This window comes from Geobacillus stearothermophilus ATCC 12980 (assembly GCF_030369615.1).
Taxonomy (GTDB): Bacteria; Bacillota; Bacilli; order Bacillales; family Anoxybacillaceae; genus Geobacillus; species Geobacillus stearothermophilus.
Map to the genome: position 1 here is coordinate 524,561 of NZ_CP128494.1, position 15,788 is coordinate 540,348.

Consider the following 15,788-nt stretch of genomic DNA (forward strand, 5'->3'; position numbering starts at 1 on the left):
GTTTCCTTCTCTATACATAGAGCGGGGAAACCTGTATAGTGAAAAATAGATAAGCAAAAAATCGGAAACGGACAGCTCGATTGGGGAAAAGAAAGGCGGATGGAGATGACAAGACGGATCAACGATACATTTTTGCGCGCCTGCCGCGGCGAGAAAACGGATTATGTGCCGGTCTGGTACATGCGGCAAGCCGGCCGGTCGCAGCCGGAGTACCGGGCGCTGAAAGAAAAATACTCGCTGTTTGAGATTACGCATGAACCGGAGCTGTGCGCCTATGTCACGAGGCTTCCGGTCGAACAATACGGCGTTGATGCCGCGATTTTATATAAAGACATTATGACGCCGCTGCCGGCGATTGGCGTTGATGTTGAGATTCAGGGCGGCATCGGGCCGGTGATCGCCAATCCGATTCGCTCGCTTCAAGACGTCGAACGGCTCGGGGAGATCGATCCGGAACATGATGTGCCATACGTGCTGGAGACGATCCGGTTGCTTGTCAACGAGCAGCTTGACGTGCCGCTCATCGGGTTTGCTGGTGCGCCGTTTACGTTGGCGAGCTACATGATTGAAGGCGGACCATCAAAAAATTACCATAAAACAAAAGCGTTTATGTATGCGGAACCGAAGGCATGGTTTGCCTTAATGGACAAACTCGCCGAGATGACGATCCGCTACGTGCGGTCGCAAATTCAGGCCGGGGCGAGCGCGGTGCAGATTTTTGATTCTTGGGTCGGAGCGGTGAATGCGGACGATTACCGGGCGTTTATTAAGCCGGCGATGGCGCGCATTTTTGCCGCTTTGCGCGAGGAAGGCGTGCCGCTCATTATGTTTGGCGTCGGGGCGGGCCATTTGGTGCGCGAGTGGAACGATTTGCCGCTTGATGTCATCGGCCTTGATTGGCGGCTGTCAATTCGGGAGGCGCGCCGCCAAGGCATTGTGAAAGCCATCCAAGGCAACTTGGATCCGGCGGTGTTGCTCGCTCCATGGAATGTGATCGAAGAGCGGGTGAAACGCATTTTGGACGAGGGGATGGAGCAGCCGGGCTATATTTTTAACCTGGGACATGGCATTTTCCCTGATGTGCAGCCGGCGACTTTGAAGCGGCTGACGGCTTTTATCCATGAGTATACTTCAGCAAAGTAAACGAGGTGCAACACAATGAAGAACATTGTCGGACTGCTTGTGATGGCGTACGGCACGCCGTACAAGGAAGACGATATTGAACGGTATTATACGCATATCCGCCACGGGAGGAAGCCGCCGCAAGAACAAATCGAGGATTTAAAAGCGCGCTACCGGGCGATCGGCGGCCTGTCGCCGCTTGCGAAAATTACGGAAGAGCAGGCGAAACGGCTCGAGGAGCGGCTGAACGAAGTGCAAGATGAAGTCGAGTTTCGCATGTATTTAGGGCTCAAACATATTGAGCCGTTCATTGAGGATGCCGTCGAGCGCATGCATGATGACGGCATCAAAGAAACGGTTGGGATCGTCCTAGCCCCTCATTATTCCACATTCAGCATCCGCTCGTACAACGAGCGGGCGAAAGCGGCGGCGGAAAAGCTTGGCGGCCCGGTTATTTATACGATTGACCAGTGGTATGACGAGCCGAAGTTTTTGCAATATTGGTCCGAACGAGTGAGAGCCATTTTTGATGCCATGCCGGAACAAGAGCGGGAACGGGCGGTGTTGATCGTCTCGGCCCATAGTTTGCCGGAAAAAATCATTCAAGCGGGCGACCCGTATCCAGAACAGCTCCAAGACACAGCCGAACGTATTGCCAAACAAGCCGGCGTCTCGCATTACGCCGTCGGTTGGCAAAGCGCCGGCAGCACGCCGGAGCCATGGCTTGGCCCGGACGTGCAAGATTTGACGCGCCAGCTCCATGAAGAGCACGGCTATACGTCGTTCGTTTATGCGCCGGTCGGTTTTGTCGCCGACCATTTGGAAGTGTTGTATGACAACGATATTGAATGCAAGCAAGTAACCGAAGAAATTGGCGCCCGCTATTACCGGCCGGAGATGCCGAATACCGATCCGCTGTTTATTGATGCATTGGCGACGGTCGTGTTAAAGCGGCTCGCAAAAGAAGGCGGTAAGCATGAGTGAAGGAAAACGGACGGTTGTGATTATCGGCGGCGGCATTACGGGTCTCGCGGCCGCCTACTACTTGCAAAAAGCGGCTAAAGAACAGCAACTGCCAGTGACGTGTAAACTTGTCGAGGCGACGCACCGGCTCGGCGGAAAAGTGCAGACGGTCGTTCGTGACGGTTTTGTCATTGAACGGGGGCCGGACTCGTTTTTGGCGCGGAAAACGAGCGCATTCCGCCTTGTGAAAGAAGTCGGGCTCGAACGGGAAATCGTTCATAATGCGAACGGAAAGTCGTACATTTTGGTCAATGGCAAGCTGCACCCGATTCCAGGCGGAGCGGTGATGGGCATCCCGACGCGCATCGCCCCGTTTGTGGCGACCGGGTTGTTTTCGCCGGCCGGCAAGCTGCGGGCGGCGCTCGACTTCGTGCTGCCGCCGGTGAAAACAGCCGGTGATATGCCGCTTGGCCGCTTTTTTCGCCGCCGTTTAGGCGATGAAGTGGTGGACAATTTGATCGAACCGCTGCTGTCTGGCATTTACGCCGGCGACATCGACGAAATGAGCTTAATGGCAACGTTCCCGCAGTTTTTTCAGCTGGAACAAAAATACGGCAGCCTCGTTCGCGGTGCGAAACGGACGACGCCAAAGGAACAGAAGGAGCGAAAAGGGGCATTTCAGACGTTAAAAACCGGCTTGCAGTCGCTCGTCGAAGAGTTGGAAAAGCGGCTTGAGCCAGGCAGCGTCGTCAAAGGGGCGCGCGTCGAGCGGATCATCCGCGTCGGTTCAGCGTATCAGCTGCGGTTCAGCAATGGTGAAACGTGGGAGGCGGACAGCGTCATTGTTGCGGTGCCGCACCATGTCGTGCCGGATATGTTCGCTGATTATCCGTTTTTTGCCCCGTTTCGGTCCGTGCCGCTGACGTCGGTGGCAACGGTCGCGCTTGCTTTTCCAGAGGAAGCGATCCGTCAAGATATTGACGGCACTGGGTTTGTTGTCTCGCGCCGCAGCGATTACACGCTGACGGCGTGCACGTGGACGCACAAAAAATGGCCGTACACGGCTCCGCCCGGCAAAGCGCTGCTGCGCGGCTATGTCGGACGCCCGGGCGATGAGGAGATCGTCGATCAACCGGATGACGAGATTGTCCGCGTTGTGTTGGATGATTTAAGTAAAGTGATGAAAATTGACGGCCGGCCGGAGTTTGCCGTCATCTCCCGGTGGAAGCGGGCGATGCCGCAATATACAGTCGGGCATCGCGAGCGGCTGGCGAAAATTAAGCAACAGATGGCGGCTGAGTTGCCGGGAGTGTTTTTGGCCGGTAGCTCGTATGAAGGGCTCGGGCTGCCGGATTGCATCGACCAAGGAGAGAAGGCGGTCGGTGATGTGCTTGACTACTTGCGCCAAACGGAATAACACCAGCCGGTCGGGATGTACAGCCGCGCCCATTAGCGGGCCGCCTTGTACCGTTAGGCGGCCCGTGTATTCCGTTGTCCGGCCGCGCTGTTCCCTAGAACAAGGGGTGCCGCCGTTTCGGGAAGCTGAGCGGCGTTTTTAAGGGCTTTACGGGAAAACGGCCGCATAGTATAATGGATACGAATTGACTGAATCGTTCATTTAGTCAAATTAAAGGATGAGGCCAATGGCAAGCGACCGTAAACGGCAAATTATCGAGGCGGCAACTCAATCGTTTGCGGCATTCGGCTACAAGGCGACGACGATGGAACAAATCGCCAAGCTCGCCAATGTCGGCAAGGGAACGATTTATACGTTTTTTCCGTGAAAATCCCCACCACTTGGTGAGTGCGGTATACGCTCCTGATCCGTGAGGGTATACTGAAAATGGCCAAAAAAGGCAATAGGAAAGCAGAGGTGCCCGATTTTAGGCATCTCGTATAACCTGTCTGCCTTTTGGCTAGACTAAATAAGTTGTGGTTGGCGGAACGGCTCTTTGCGGGAGATCATGCAAAAGATGATCACCAACATCCGCCGAGCAATGGCGATGAGGGCTTTTTTCTTCCCGCACCGGGCCGCCAACGACCAAAACTTTCGGGACAAGGGATGCGTCTTGGATCGAGCTGCTGACCATGCCGCCTCGCATAACGCCGATCGGAGATGGGGATTGCCTTTTGTCGTGCGCGTGCTCTTTCGCTTTCCGGCGCTTTCATGGTTGCCGGGGGACAATCCAGTCCATGAAGCCGCCCGTTCCGGCGTTTCAAAGACGCTCATGTCGGTTCCCATCTCGGCGATGATGACGGCGGCGGTTTGTTTTTTCACTCCGGGCATGGTCATCAGCAGGTTCACTTCCTCGCGATACGGCTCGAGCAGGCGGTCGATGTGTTGGTCGACTTCTTCGATGAGCCGCTCCAATTCCTCAACGTGTTTCCACAAGAGGCGAAGGAGACGGAGCTCGTGTTCGGTCAAGGTGCCGAGCAGCGAATCGTACACCGCTTGCTTTTTCTTTTTGAGCCTTCCGCGCAGGCATTCATCCAACTCGTCCTTGTCCACGTATCCCTTCTCCAGCAGCCGGGCGAGGATGTCTTTTCCGGAAACGCCGAAGAGATCGGAGAGGACCGAGCCGAGTTTGACATTGGAAGACTCGAGCACTTTTTGAATCCGGTTTTTCTCCGAAGTCAGCTGTCCGACCCACTTTTTGCGGAGGCGGGTAAAATCCCGCAATTCGCGAATATCCGCTGGGGGGACGAAACTTTTTTCAACGAGTCCATGGCGGAGCAGCTTGGCGATCCACTCGGCGTCAGAGACATCGGTTTTTCTTCCCGGGACATTTTTGATCCGCTGCGGATTGGCCAGTGTCAAGTCGACATAGCCCTCGAGGAAGGCGAAGACCGGTTTCCAATACACGCCGGTGGATTCCATGGCGACATGGGTGACGCCATGTTCTTCGAGCCACTCAAGCAGGTCGCCAAGTCCCTTCGAGAACGTGGAGAAGGTTTGAATGTCCTTTTGAATGTGTCCATCTTCTTCCCATAGCGCGCAGGCGACGATGGTTTCGGCATGAACATCCAATCCTGCGCAGCGAGGATAGATGACATCCATGATGAAAATCCTCCTTTTCGATGATCGAGTGCGCAAACAGTGAATCCACGGGAGACATGCGGCAGTTTTCCGTTCGTCGTCACCTTTCCTCTATCACAGGAAAGGGCGGACAATGGGTGGTGCACCCAGTGGATTCAAACACTTTTCCGTACAGGGTCTAAGCCACCATTAAGCATAACGTCCTGTTAAACTGTTTGCGCCTATTCTTCATTATGGGAAGAAAAGGGGGATTTTCATCCCTGGGTGGAGGGCAAACCATTGCCCATGGATCTTTTCCGTGAAAATAATGAATCCATGAGCGGTTATTTTCATGCTTGGGTGGCGAGTAAAAGCTTACTCATGGATGTTTTTTCCGTGAAAATCCCCACCACTTGGTGAGTGCGGTATACGCTCCTGATCCGTGAGGGTATACTGAAAATGGCCAAAAAAGGCAATAGGAAAGCAGAGGTGCCCGATTTTAGGCATCTCGTATAACCTGTCTGCCTTTTGGCTAGACTAAATAAGTTGTGGTTGGCGGAACGGCTCTTTGCGGGAGATCATGCAAAAGATGATCACCAACATCCGCCGAGCAATGGCGATGAGGGCTTTTTTCTTCCCGCACCGGGCCGCCAACGACCAAAACTTTCGGGACAAGGGATGCGTCTTGGATCGAGCTGCTGACCATGCCGCCTCGCATAACGCCGATCGGAGATGGGGATTGCCTTTTGTCGTGCGCGTGCTCTTTCGCTTTCCGGCGCTTTCATGGTTGCCGGGGGACAATCCAGTCCATGAAGCCGCCCGTTCCGGCGTTTCAAAGACGCTCATGTCGGTTCCCATCTCGGCGATGATGACGGCGGCGGTTTGTTTTTTCACTCCGGGCATGGTCATCAGCAGGTTCACTTCCTCGCGATACGGCTCGAGCAGGCGGTCGATGTGTTGGTCGACTTCTTCGATGAGCCGCTCCAATTCCTCAACGTGTTTCCACAAGAGGCGAAGGAGACGGAGCTCGTGTTCGGTCAAGGTGCCGAGCAGCGAATCGTACACCGCTTGCTTTTTCTTTTTGAGCCTTCCGCGCAGGCATTCATCCAACTCGTCCTTGTCCACGTATCCCTTCTCCAGCAGCCGGGCGAGGATGTCTTTTCCGGAAACGCCGAAGAGATCGGAGAGGACCGAGCCGAGTTTGACATTGGAAGACTCGAGCACTTTTTGAATCCGGTTTTTCTCCGAAGTCAGCTGTCCGACCCACTTTTTGCGGAGGCGGGTAAAATCCCGCAATTCGCGAATATCCGCTGGGGGGACGAAACTTTTTTCAACGAGTCCATGGCGGAGCAGCTTGGCGATCCACTCGGCGTCAGAGACATCGGTTTTTCTTCCCGGGACATTTTTGATCCGCTGCGGATTGGCCAGTGTCAAGTCGACATAGCCCTCGAGGAAGGCGAAGACCGGTTTCCAATACACGCCGGTGGATTCCATGGCGACATGGGTGACGCCATGTTCTTCGAGCCACTCAAGCAGGTCGCCAAGTCCCTTCGAGAACGTGGAGAAGGTTTGAATGTCCTTTTGAATGTGTCCATCTTCTTCCCATAGCGCGCAGGCGACGATGGTTTCGGCATGAACATCCAATCCTGCGCAGCGAGGATAGATGACATCCATGATGAAAATCCTCCTTTTCGATGATCGAGTGCGCAAACAGTGAATCCACGGGAGACATGCGGCAGTTTTCCGTTCGTCGTCACCTTTCCTCTATCACAGGAAAGGGCGGACAATGGGTGGTGCACCCAGTGGATTCAAACACTTTTCCGTACAGGGTCTAAGCCACCATTAAGCATAACGTCCTGTTAAACTGTTTGCGCCTATTCTTCATTATGGGAAGAAAAGGGGGATTTTCATCCCTGGGTGGAGGGCAAACCATTGCCCATGGATCTTTTCCGTGAAAATAATGAATCCATGAGCGGTTATTTTCATGCTTGGGTGGCGAGTAAAAGCTTACTCATGGATGTTTTTTGTGTAAAAAAAAAACGCCCCCACACGGGGGGCATTAAAGCAAAAAAGGCAGGTTGCATCGGGGAACAGCCTATTGCCGGCGGGGCAGCCGGCATCGTGACGCAAGGGCAGCGTCCGCTCACCTAGTGGCGGTAAGCGGTGCCAAGGCAGTCAGAGCATGTGTTGCCGTAGCACTCGTGCTGCTCGTCGATCGTTTTGCCGCATTGCGAGCACTTTTTCGGTGCTGTGTTTTTGAAAAATTCTAACACTTTCATCAACATTGTGATCCCCTCCGTTGTCTTGGTGATTTTATTGTATTATAACACAGATAAAAATGTCAATAGGTGTTTTAAAACAACATCAACAAAGATGAAAAAAAGGCAGCCGTCGTGTATGATGAAGACAAAATGGGTGGAAGGAGAGGAAAGGGAATGAAAGTGACAGTCATCGGCTATTGGGGAGGGTTTCCCGCCGCCAATGAAGCGACATCCGCTTATTTGTTTGAGCATGACGGGTTTCGCATGCTTGTCGACTGCGGAAGCGGGGCGCTCGCCAAGCTGCAAAACTACACGGCTGTAGAAAACTTGGATGCGGTTGTCGTCTCCCACTATCACTATGATCATATCGCCGATATCGGCCCGCTCCAATATGCGCGCCTCATTCATAAAAATGTAGGGGCGGATTTGCCGGTGCTGCCGATTTACGGCCACCAAGAAGATGAGGCGGCCTTCGCCCGCCTGACGCATAGCGGCATTACGGAAGGGATTCCTTATGATCCGGCCAAGGTGCTTGCGGTCGGTCCGTTTTCGCTTTCATTTTTGAAAACAGTCCATCCGGTTCCGTGTTATGCGATGCGCATCACTGCCGGCGGCAACACGGTCGTGTACACGGCTGATTCGAGCTACATGCCGGAATTTACACCGTTTGCAAAAGGAGCTGACTTGCTCATTTGCGAGTGCAATTTTTACGCTGGACAAAACGCTTCGCCGGCCGGCCATATGACGAGCGAGGAAGCGGCGGCCATCGCCGAGGGGGCGGGCGTTGGTGAACTATGGTTGACGCACTTGCCGCACATTGGCAGGCACGAACAGCTCGTTGAAGAAGCGGAGCGGACGTTCCGCGGCGTTATTCGCCTCGCCCGCACCGGCTTAGTGTGGGCACAGTAGCGAAAAGCAGCGAAAAAAAAACGGCGAGGGAAGCGCTTTTGCTCGTCCTTCGCCGTTATTTTTTTATAATAAATTATAGTTCGAATTTTTTTACTTGAAAAATGAATGGTCATTCATTCATTTTTAAGGGGGAGATTGGATGAACTTAACGACGCGGTTGGCGCAAATCGCTAAACAACTACCGGACAAAGAAGCGTACGTGTTTATGGGGGAACGATGCACGTATCAACAATTGGACGCCGCGGTGTCTCGGTTTGCCGACGGATTGGCGCAGCTTGGCATTCGCCGGGGGGATCACATCGCCTTATTGCTTGGCAATTTGCCGCAATTTGTCATCGGCCTGTACGGGGCGCTGCGGCTCGGAGCGACCGTCATCCCGATCAATCCGATTTATACGCCGGAAGAAATTGGGTATATTTTGCTTAATGGCGACGTCAAAGCGGTAATCGGGCTCGATTTGCTCGCTCCGCTCTTTGCCGGGGCGAAGCAGCGCCTGCCTTTGCTGAAGCAGGCCATCGTTTGTGAAACGCCGCAAGGAAAGGAAAAAGGGATTACGCTGTCCGATGAAATAAAATCGTTTGCAGAAGTGTTGGCTGCCGGCGATTCGTCGTTTGCAGGACCGGAGCTTGATGACGATGATGTCGCCGTCATTTTGTATACATCCGGAACAACCGGCAAGCCGAAAGGGGAGATGCTCACGCATAAAAACTTGTACAGCAACGCCCAGGATACGGCTGACTATTTAGGAATCGATGAACATGACCGCGTGATTGCCGCGCTGCCGATGTTCCATGTCTTTTGTCTGACCGTGGCGCTCAAAATGCTCCGCTTATGAACGGGGGAACGGTGCTTATTATGCCGAAATTCAGCCCGGCCGCCATGTTTGCCCTGGCCCGAAAGGAAAAGGCGACGATTTTTGCCGGTGTGCCGACGATGTACAACTTCCTTTATCAATATGAAGGAGGAACGGTCGCTGATTTGCAGACGCTTCGCCTCTGCATCTCGGGAGGAGCGTCGATGCCGGTCTCCTTGCTTGAAAATTTTGAGAAAAAGTTCAACGTCATCATTTCAGAAGGATATGGGCTTTCGGAAGCGTCTCCTGTCACTTGCTTTAATCCTCTCGATCGGCCGCGCAAGCCCGGTTCGATCGGGACAAGCATTAAAAATGTTGAGAACAAGGTCGTCAATGAATATGGTGAAGAAGTGCCTGTCGGCGAAGTCGGTGAACTTGTTGTGCGCGGCCCGAACGTCATGAAAGGGTACTACAAAATGCCGGAAGAAACGGCGGCTGCCTTGCGCGATGGCTGGCTGCACACCGGCGATTTGGCGCGATGGATGAGGAGGGCTATTTCTACATCGTCGACCGGAAAAAAGAGATGATCATCGTCGGCGGCTACAATGTATATCCGCGTGAGGTCGAGGAAGTGCTGTACAGTCATCCAGGCGTCGTCGAAGCCGCTGTGATCGGCGTGCCGGATCCGGATTACGGCGAGGCGGTGCTGGCGTTTGTACAGAGGAAAAAACGGAAAGCAGCACAGCTTGAGAGGGGAGAGACGGTTGCTGGAGCTAAAACGAATTACAAAAGTATTTAACGAAGGAACTGCTGATGAAAAAGTCGCCTTGCGGGGGATTGATTTAACGCTGGCCCCCGGCGATTTTGTCACGGTCATCGGCAGCAACGGCGCCGGAAAGTCGACGTTGATGAATATCATTTCCGGCCGGCTGTCCCCTGATACGGGTGAAGTGTGGATCAACGGCCGCAACGTCACGGCGCTCAAAGAACATGCCCGCGCCCGCTACATCGGCCGCGTGTTTCAAGATCCGATGGCCGGCACCGCCCCCCATATGACGATCGAGGAAAATTTGGCGCTCGCTTACAACCGAACAAGACGGCGCACGCTGCGTCTTGGTGTAACAAGAGAAAAGCGAAAGTGGTTTCGGGAAACGCTGCAAACGCTCCATTTAGGGCTCGAAGACCGGCTCGCCGCTAAAGTCGGCCTTCTCTCCGGCGGGGAGCGGCAGGCGCTTTCACTGTTGATGGCCACATTCACAAAGCCGGATGTGCTTTTGCTTGATGAACATACCGCCGCCCTCGACCCGGCGCGGGCCGAGCTTGTCACCGAATTGACGAAGGAAATTGTCAGACAGCATCAGTTGACGACGCTGATGGTCACGCACAATATGGAGCAGGCGATTCGCCTTGGCAACCGGCTCATCATGATGGATGGCGGGCAAATTATTTTCACGGCCGCGGGAGAGGAAAAAGAAAAATTGACAGTCGAGCGGCTGTTGGAAGAGTTTCAGCGCATCCGCGGCAGCCGGTTTGCGAGCGACCGCGCTGTACTCGGTTCATAAAACGAAACGAGGTGCCCCAACGTTGCGGGCGCCTCATTTTCGGTGCAATGGAACGGGTCAAGCGGTTGGAAGCGGCTTGGTCGCCTTTTGATAGGCGGCTTGCAGCGCTTTCGTCACGTCCCCCGGTTCGCCGTTTCCGATCAATGTTTCTTCTACTTGGACGATCGGAGTGATCGCCGAGGTGGTGCTCGTCAAAAACAATTCATCGGCTTCGGCGAGACTGCTGACGGAAAACGCCTTTTCGATGAACGGAATGCCAAGTTCAGCGCAAAATTCCTTCACTTTGGTGCGGACGATGCCGTTTAAAATCCGCTCCGTCGCTGGGTGAGTATAGACGGTTTTGTGTTTGACAAGGAAAATGTTCGATGAACTTCCCTCGGTCACGACGCCGTCGCGGTGGAGAATCGCTTCAAACGCTCCGCGCTCGACGGCTTCTTGTTTTGCAAGTACGTTCGGCAGCAAGTTCAAGCTTTTAATGCAGCAGTACTCCCAGCGGACGTCTTTGGTCAAAATCGCGCGCACGCCGCGCGCCATTTCCTCCGTTTTTCGCGCCATCGGCTGAATGTAGGCGTACAAATTCGGCCGGTTTTCGGCCGGAAATGCATGGCTGCGCGGGAAGCTCCCTCGCGTCACTTGCAAATACAAAATGGCATCTTCTCGCACATCGTTCATGCGGCGCAGCTGCTCGAGCCGCTCAGCCAACTCTTCATGGCTGAACGGAACGGCGAGGCGAATGGCCGCCGCCGAGCGGTATAGGCGGTCTAGATGTTCATGGAGCCAGATGTACGTGCCGCTGTATAGACGAACGACTTCGTAGACGCCGTCGCCAAACTGCAAGCCGCGTTCTTCCATCGGATAGGCAACTTGTTCGGAACGAAGGAGGCCGCGTTCGGTCAAAACATATGCTTTTACGGTCATGGACGTGCACTCCTTTTCTTGTGACAAATCGATCGTCAATCAATTTGATTATATCATAGAGGAAAAAAAACTGTGATGGATTTTCGGGTTACGAAACATCGTTCTTTTTTGCATAATGGAGCTATTAATCTAGCAAGACGGGGGGATGATCAGTGGAAACGACATGGGAAGCTAGCAAGATGGCGCCGTTTCGCCAAGGAGTGCAAGCGGGGGTGGCGATCGCCATTGGCTATACGCCGATTGCGCTCGCTTTTGGACTACTCGCCAAGACGACCGGGCTGATGCTTGGCGAAACGGTGCTGATGAGCCTTGTTGTCTTTGCTGGCGCTTCGCAATATATTGCCCTCAGTTTGATTGCCGCCGGCACCGGGGCGTTGGAAATCGTGTTGACGACGTTTATTTTAATTCTATCGGCACGTTTGTTCTTCACTTGTCGAAAGGATGGTCGATCGTGTTGGCTACGTTGCTGTCGGCTGTCATCGTTCAATGGCTGGCGAAAGAAGGAGGAAACGGCGATGAATAGCACGATCGTCTGGATGATCATCGGCATGGGAGTCGTGACGTACTTGCCCCGCCTGCTGCCGTTTGTGCTGCTCGGCCGCATCCAGCTGCCGCCGTTTTGGCAAGGGGTGCTGAAAAACGTGCCGTATGCAGTGCTTGGGGCGCTCATTATTCCTGACGTTTTTTTCATCCAAGATGATGTTGTGTTCGGAGCCATTGGTTTTGCGGCGGCTGTCATCGCGGCTTGGTTCGGGGCCAATGTCATGGTCGTCGTTCTTGCCGCGGTTGCGGTCCTCAGTCTGTATTCGCTCGTCGTTTGAATGATGCTGTCTTTGGCAAGGGGGCAAAAGGCGCTGGATTTCCCTGGAACACACATCATCCAGCACAAACAGGTGTCCCGAGTGATCGGGACACCTGTTTGTTGCGGCGATATTACGGCAACTCATTCATAATGGTTTCATATACGTCATCGACGTGAAACCGCGAAGTCCCCATCCCGACCTGCTCAATGACGCGGCCATCGCGGTCAAGCAAGTACGCGAGCGCTGTATGCACAATCATCCCGTTGCCCGGGTCTCGGTATTGAAAATCGAAGGCGTCGGCTGTTTTTTTTGTTTCGTCCTCGCTGCCGCGCAAAAATACCCAGCCTTGCCCGTCGCCGGTTACGCCAAACGTGCGGGCATATGTTTGCAGCTTTTCTTTCGTGTCGCGGGCCGGATCAATCGTGATGGTGATAAATTCGACATCCCGCCCAAATACACCGGCGCTTTCCAGCCGGTCGCGCAGTTTCGCCATTTGCATTGTCGTATTCGGACAAATATCTGGACAGTTTGTATAAATAAACTCAACGAGCCGCACTTTCGGCGGCAAGTCGCCGAACGCATACGGACGCCCCCAGGCAGTTTCCATTGTGACATCATGGGGAAGGCGCGCGGTAGATGGCTTATAAACGGTAAAGTAAAAGATGCCGGCGCCGATTCCGAACAGTACGAGGCACGCTGCTATCGTATACCACTTTCTCATTCCCATCACTCCTCTATTCATGATCATACCAAAAGTACGGATAGGAAAACGGTGTTGTTTACGAACAGTTTGTGTCTATTTTCCTAATTCAAAAAAGCTTGCATTTTTTTGTTATATAATAAAACCGTAAATAAAAATGATGTATTATAACAAAGAGATGGGGGAAGGAAAAATGGCGTCATTTGCTGAACGTGTCCGACAATTAGAGGAAAGCTGGAAAAATGAAGAGCGCTGGAAAGGGATCGTCCGCCCGTACAGCGCCGAAGATGTCATTAAACTGCGCGGCTCGATCGATATTGAGCATACGCTCGCTCGGCGCGGCGCAGAAAAACTATGGAAACTGCTCCATACCGAAGACTATGTCCACGCGCTTGGTGTGTTGACGGGGAATCAGGCCGTGCAACAAGTGAAAGCCGGGTTGAAAGCCATTTATTTAAGTGGATGGCAGGTGGCAGCCGACGCCAACCTCGCCGGGCAAATGTATCCGGACCAAAGCTTGTATCCGTCCAACAGTGTTCCGCACGTCGTCAAACGCATTAATCAGGCGTTGCAGCGCGCTGATCAAATTCAATATTTGGAAGGTAGTGGAGACATCGACTACTTTGTTCCGATCGTGGCTGATGCCGGGGCGGGGCAAGCTGCTGGCCTATAACTGCTCACCGTCGTTCAACTGGAAGAAAAAATTGGACGATGAAACGATCGCCAAATTCCAGCAAGAGCTCGGCAAAATGGGGTACAAGTTCCAGTTCGTTACTCTGGCTGGATTCCACGCGCTCAACTACAGCATGTTTGAACTGGCGCGCGGCTACAAAGAACGCGGCATGGCTGCATACGCCGAACTGCAGCAAGCAGAATTTGCCGCTGAAAAATATGGCTACACTGCAACGCGCCATCAACGCGAAGTCGGCACCGGCTATTTTGATGAAGTCGCCCAAGTCATCTCCGGCGGTCAAGCATCCACCGTCGCCTTGAAAGGATCGACGGAAGAGGAGCAGTTTACGACCGCTTGACGGCGGCTATTGCCGTATATCGACGGAAGCCCGGTTTGACCGGGCTTTTTTGCGTATAAAAGGAAAAAGCTGGCGCACTCTATAGACGGAGGGAGGCGATGAAATGGAAAAGAAAAAAGATAGTCTGCCGGAGCTAATCCCTGCCGAATTCCGCGTCAGCACCGATCTCCATTTTGAACAATCGTGGATGAACGAGGAAACGTATGCAGGCGATTCGGTCGGCGAACATACGGCGCTCGAGCAAGCGAACGAGTATTTAGCAATGAAAGAAATCGGCCAGACGTTTGAAAACTCCTGACAATGCCCATGACGATCGTCATGGGATTTTTTGCGCAAAAAAACGCTGGCTTTTTTAAAAATATAGAAAAATATAACTATTGGTGGTATGATAGGAGTGGTGAGTTCGTTGAGAGGAGATGAGACGATGAAAGTAAATGAATTTATCATCCTAAACCATTTCGTCGTGAGCCGTTATACGATGGCGATTCTCCCTTATTTGTTGAACAATGACCTGTATGCAAAGGTCGTCGAGGAAGATGGCGAGTACATTGTCAAACAAACGCCCCTCGACATTATTAGACATAGCTGCGATTATTATGGCTGCAGCTTTCAAGGCAGAAAAGAGGGAACAAAGGCCGTGATCGGCATCACCCACAAAGCGCCGATCGCCATTGAACCGTCCAACGAAATTTACTTCTTTCCCACCGCTTCCCCGAAAGATTCCTGCTGTGTTTGGCTGTCGCATATGCATGTCTATCGGTATGAGCCTGCGAAATATGAGCGGACGGTTGTATACTTCCGCAACGGGAAAAGCGTTGTCCTCGATGTGTCCTGCAAATCTTTCATCAACCAATTGCACCGAACAGCCCAGCTGCGGACGAAACTGTCGGAGCGAATGGAGGCGAGAGAGCGCAAACTGCAATACATATATCGCATGCAGCAAGAAAAGCATGTGACGGAATAACCGCCATGATAAAAAATGGGTTTTCACAAGCAAAAGTTCAAATTGCGCGGCCGAGCGTGTAAAATAAAAATATAAACGGCATTTGAATGGAGAAAGAACGATGAATATGGAAAATTTGAAACAATGGCTCACGCTCGACCACGTGCTTTCCTTACTCGACCATTACCGTTCCTTCGGCATATTTCCCGGCATTGCGGCGACGCTGCTCGAGTCGTTTTTTCCGATTTTGCCGATGGTTGTGTTTGTGATGGCGAACGCAGCGGCATTCGGGTTGTGGAAAGGGTTTTTCATTTCTTGGATTGGCGCTTCGCTCGGCTCGCTCATCGTCTTTTGGCTGACGCGGAAGATCGGCCAGCAGCGTTTCTTTCATTTTGTCCGCCGCCATCCAAAAGTGCGCCAGTTTATGCACTGGATTGAACGGCACGGATTCGGGCCGCTGTTTTTGCTGTATTGCTTTCCTTTCACCCCGTCGGCGCTTGTCAATATCGTTGCCGGTCTGTCACGCATCAGCCGCCAGCAGTTTGTATTAGCGGTCTTGCTTGGAAAGATGATCATGATTTTTACGATCAGCTTTATCGGGTATGACTTGGTGGCGCTTGTCCGCCAGCCGTTGCGTACGGCGGCGATCGCTGTTGTTGTGCTGCTGCTTTGGTATGCGGGAAAACGAGTAGAGGCAAGATTTTCGTTGACGGAAAAACAACGCAGCGAGGAGGACAGGGAGTGACCAAACGGAAACAAGGAAAGAA

The 15,788-nt window shown here is 53.0% G+C and carries 15 protein-coding genes and 4 pseudogenes; 14 read left to right on the forward strand and 5 right to left on the reverse strand.

What is annotated here, in order from left to right; genetic code table 11:
* The first annotated feature begins 105 nt into the window (after positions 1 to 105).
* The 4 genes and pseudogenes from hemE to QSJ10_RS02910 form a co-directional block, all read left to right on the forward strand.
* Positions 106 to 1,143, forward strand: coding sequence for a uroporphyrinogen decarboxylase (gene hemE / locus QSJ10_RS02895; RefSeq protein WP_033013832.1), 1,038 nt, complete (start codon positions 106 to 108; stop codon positions 1,141 to 1,143).
* 15 nt (positions 1,144 to 1,158) lie between these two features.
* Complete coding sequence (hemH, locus tag QSJ10_RS02900; RefSeq protein ID WP_049625039.1) at positions 1,159 to 2,106, forward strand: ferrochelatase; 948 nt, start codon at positions 1,159 to 1,161, stop codon at positions 2,104 to 2,106.
* On the forward strand, positions 2,099 to 3,502 hold the full coding sequence (hemY, locus tag QSJ10_RS02905) for a protoporphyrinogen oxidase (protein WP_033013830.1): 1,404 nt from the start codon (positions 2,099 to 2,101) through the stop codon (positions 3,500 to 3,502). Before hemH ends, hemY begins: the two co-directional genes overlap by 8 nt.
* A gap of 226 nt (positions 3,503 to 3,728) precedes the next feature.
* Positions 3,729 to 3,863, forward strand: a pseudogene (locus QSJ10_RS02910) (TetR/AcrR family transcriptional regulator); the annotation flags it as partial.
* A gap of 143 nt (positions 3,864 to 4,006) precedes the next feature.
* On the opposite strand, the gene QSJ10_RS02915 reads toward QSJ10_RS02910, so the two are convergent.
* Together QSJ10_RS02915 and QSJ10_RS02920 are read right to left on the reverse strand one after the other, a co-directional pair.
* On the reverse strand, positions 4,007 to 5,143 hold the full coding sequence (locus QSJ10_RS02915) for an IS110-like element ISGka2 family transposase (protein ID WP_064213609.1): 1,137 nt from the start codon (positions 5,141 to 5,143) through the stop codon (positions 4,007 to 4,009).
* Between the two features lie 495 nt (positions 5,144 to 5,638).
* Positions 5,639 to 6,775, reverse strand: coding sequence for an IS110-like element ISGka2 family transposase (locus QSJ10_RS02920; RefSeq protein ID WP_064213609.1), 1,137 nt, complete (start codon positions 6,773 to 6,775; stop codon positions 5,639 to 5,641).
* A gap of 258 nt (positions 6,776 to 7,033) precedes the next feature.
* Between QSJ10_RS02920 and QSJ10_RS02925 the strand changes: the two genes are divergently transcribed.
* Positions 7,034 to 7,252 carry a hypothetical protein gene (locus QSJ10_RS02925; protein WP_287136163.1) on the forward strand — a complete coding sequence of 73 codons (219 nt, stop codon included), beginning with the start codon at positions 7,034 to 7,036 and terminating at the stop codon, positions 7,250 to 7,252.
* Here the strand turns inward: QSJ10_RS02925 and yhfH are convergent.
* Positions 7,249 to 7,386, reverse strand: coding sequence for a protein YhfH (gene yhfH, locus QSJ10_RS02930; RefSeq protein WP_080706485.1), 138 nt, complete (start codon positions 7,384 to 7,386; stop codon positions 7,249 to 7,251). The two genes, QSJ10_RS02925 and yhfH, sit on opposite strands and share 4 nt — an antisense overlap.
* Positions 7,387 to 7,536: 150 nt before the next feature.
* Here yhfH and QSJ10_RS02935 point away from each other — a divergent pair, with 150 nt between their 5' ends.
* The 3 genes and pseudogenes from QSJ10_RS02935 to QSJ10_RS02945 all read left to right on the forward strand — a co-directional run bounded on the left by QSJ10_RS02935 (position 7,537) and on the right by QSJ10_RS02945 (position 10,626).
* Positions 7,537 to 8,271 carry an MBL fold metallo-hydrolase gene (locus tag QSJ10_RS02935; RefSeq protein WP_053532741.1) on the forward strand — a complete coding sequence of 245 codons (735 nt, stop codon included), beginning with the start codon at positions 7,537 to 7,539 and terminating at the stop codon, positions 8,269 to 8,271.
* Positions 8,272 to 8,410: 139 nt separating this feature from the next.
* Positions 8,411 to 9,809, forward strand: a pseudogene (locus QSJ10_RS02940) (fatty acid--CoA ligase family protein); the annotation flags it as partial.
* A gap of 19 nt (positions 9,810 to 9,828) precedes the next feature.
* A complete protein-coding gene (locus QSJ10_RS02945) occupies positions 9,829 to 10,626 on the forward strand; it encodes an ABC transporter ATP-binding protein (protein WP_033013827.1) in 798 nt (265 codons plus the stop codon).
* Positions 10,627 to 10,683: 57 nt separating this feature from the next.
* Here the strand turns inward: QSJ10_RS02945 and dat are convergent, their stop codons facing one another.
* A complete protein-coding gene (dat, locus tag QSJ10_RS02950) occupies positions 10,684 to 11,544 on the reverse strand; it encodes a D-amino-acid transaminase (RefSeq protein WP_049625044.1) in 861 nt (286 codons plus the stop codon).
* A gap of 179 nt (positions 11,545 to 11,723) precedes the next feature.
* Here dat and QSJ10_RS15525 point away from each other — a divergent pair.
* Together QSJ10_RS15525 and QSJ10_RS15530 are read left to right on the forward strand one after the other, a co-directional pair.
* Positions 11,724 to 11,888: pseudogene (locus tag QSJ10_RS15525) on the forward strand (AzlC family ABC transporter permease); the annotation flags it as partial.
* A 171-nt stretch (positions 11,889 to 12,059) separates the two neighbouring features.
* Positions 12,060 to 12,365 carry an AzlD domain-containing protein gene (locus QSJ10_RS15530; protein ID WP_033011622.1) on the forward strand — a complete coding sequence of 102 codons (306 nt, stop codon included), beginning with the start codon at positions 12,060 to 12,062 and terminating at the stop codon, positions 12,363 to 12,365.
* A gap of 112 nt (positions 12,366 to 12,477) precedes the next feature.
* Here QSJ10_RS15530 and QSJ10_RS02960 read toward each other — a convergent pair whose 3' ends face one another.
* Entirely contained in the window at positions 12,478 to 13,068 is a 591-nt protein-coding gene (locus tag QSJ10_RS02960; protein ID WP_033013825.1) for an SCO family protein, read from the reverse strand.
* Positions 13,069 to 13,240: 172 nt separating this feature from the next.
* On the opposite strand from QSJ10_RS02960, the pseudogene QSJ10_RS02965 reads away from it, so the two are divergent.
* The 4 genes and pseudogenes from QSJ10_RS02965 to QSJ10_RS02980 all read left to right on the forward strand — a co-directional run bounded on the left by QSJ10_RS02965 (position 13,241) and on the right by QSJ10_RS02980 (position 15,766).
* A pseudogene (locus tag QSJ10_RS02965) lies at positions 13,241 to 14,078 on the forward strand (hypothetical protein).
* 103 nt (positions 14,079 to 14,181) lie between these two features.
* The gene (locus QSJ10_RS02970) at positions 14,182 to 14,376 is read left to right on the forward strand and encodes a hypothetical protein (protein ID WP_033011626.1); all 195 of its coding nucleotides are present in this window, start codon (positions 14,182 to 14,184) and stop codon (positions 14,374 to 14,376) included.
* Positions 14,377 to 14,502: 126 nt separating this feature from the next.
* Entirely contained in the window at positions 14,503 to 15,042 is a 540-nt protein-coding gene (locus tag QSJ10_RS02975) for a competence protein ComK (protein ID WP_033011628.1), read from the forward strand.
* Positions 15,043 to 15,142: 100 nt separating this feature from the next.
* A complete protein-coding gene (locus tag QSJ10_RS02980) occupies positions 15,143 to 15,766 on the forward strand; it encodes a TVP38/TMEM64 family protein (RefSeq protein ID WP_033013824.1) in 624 nt (207 codons plus the stop codon).
* Positions 15,767 to 15,788: the final 22 nt, after the last annotated feature.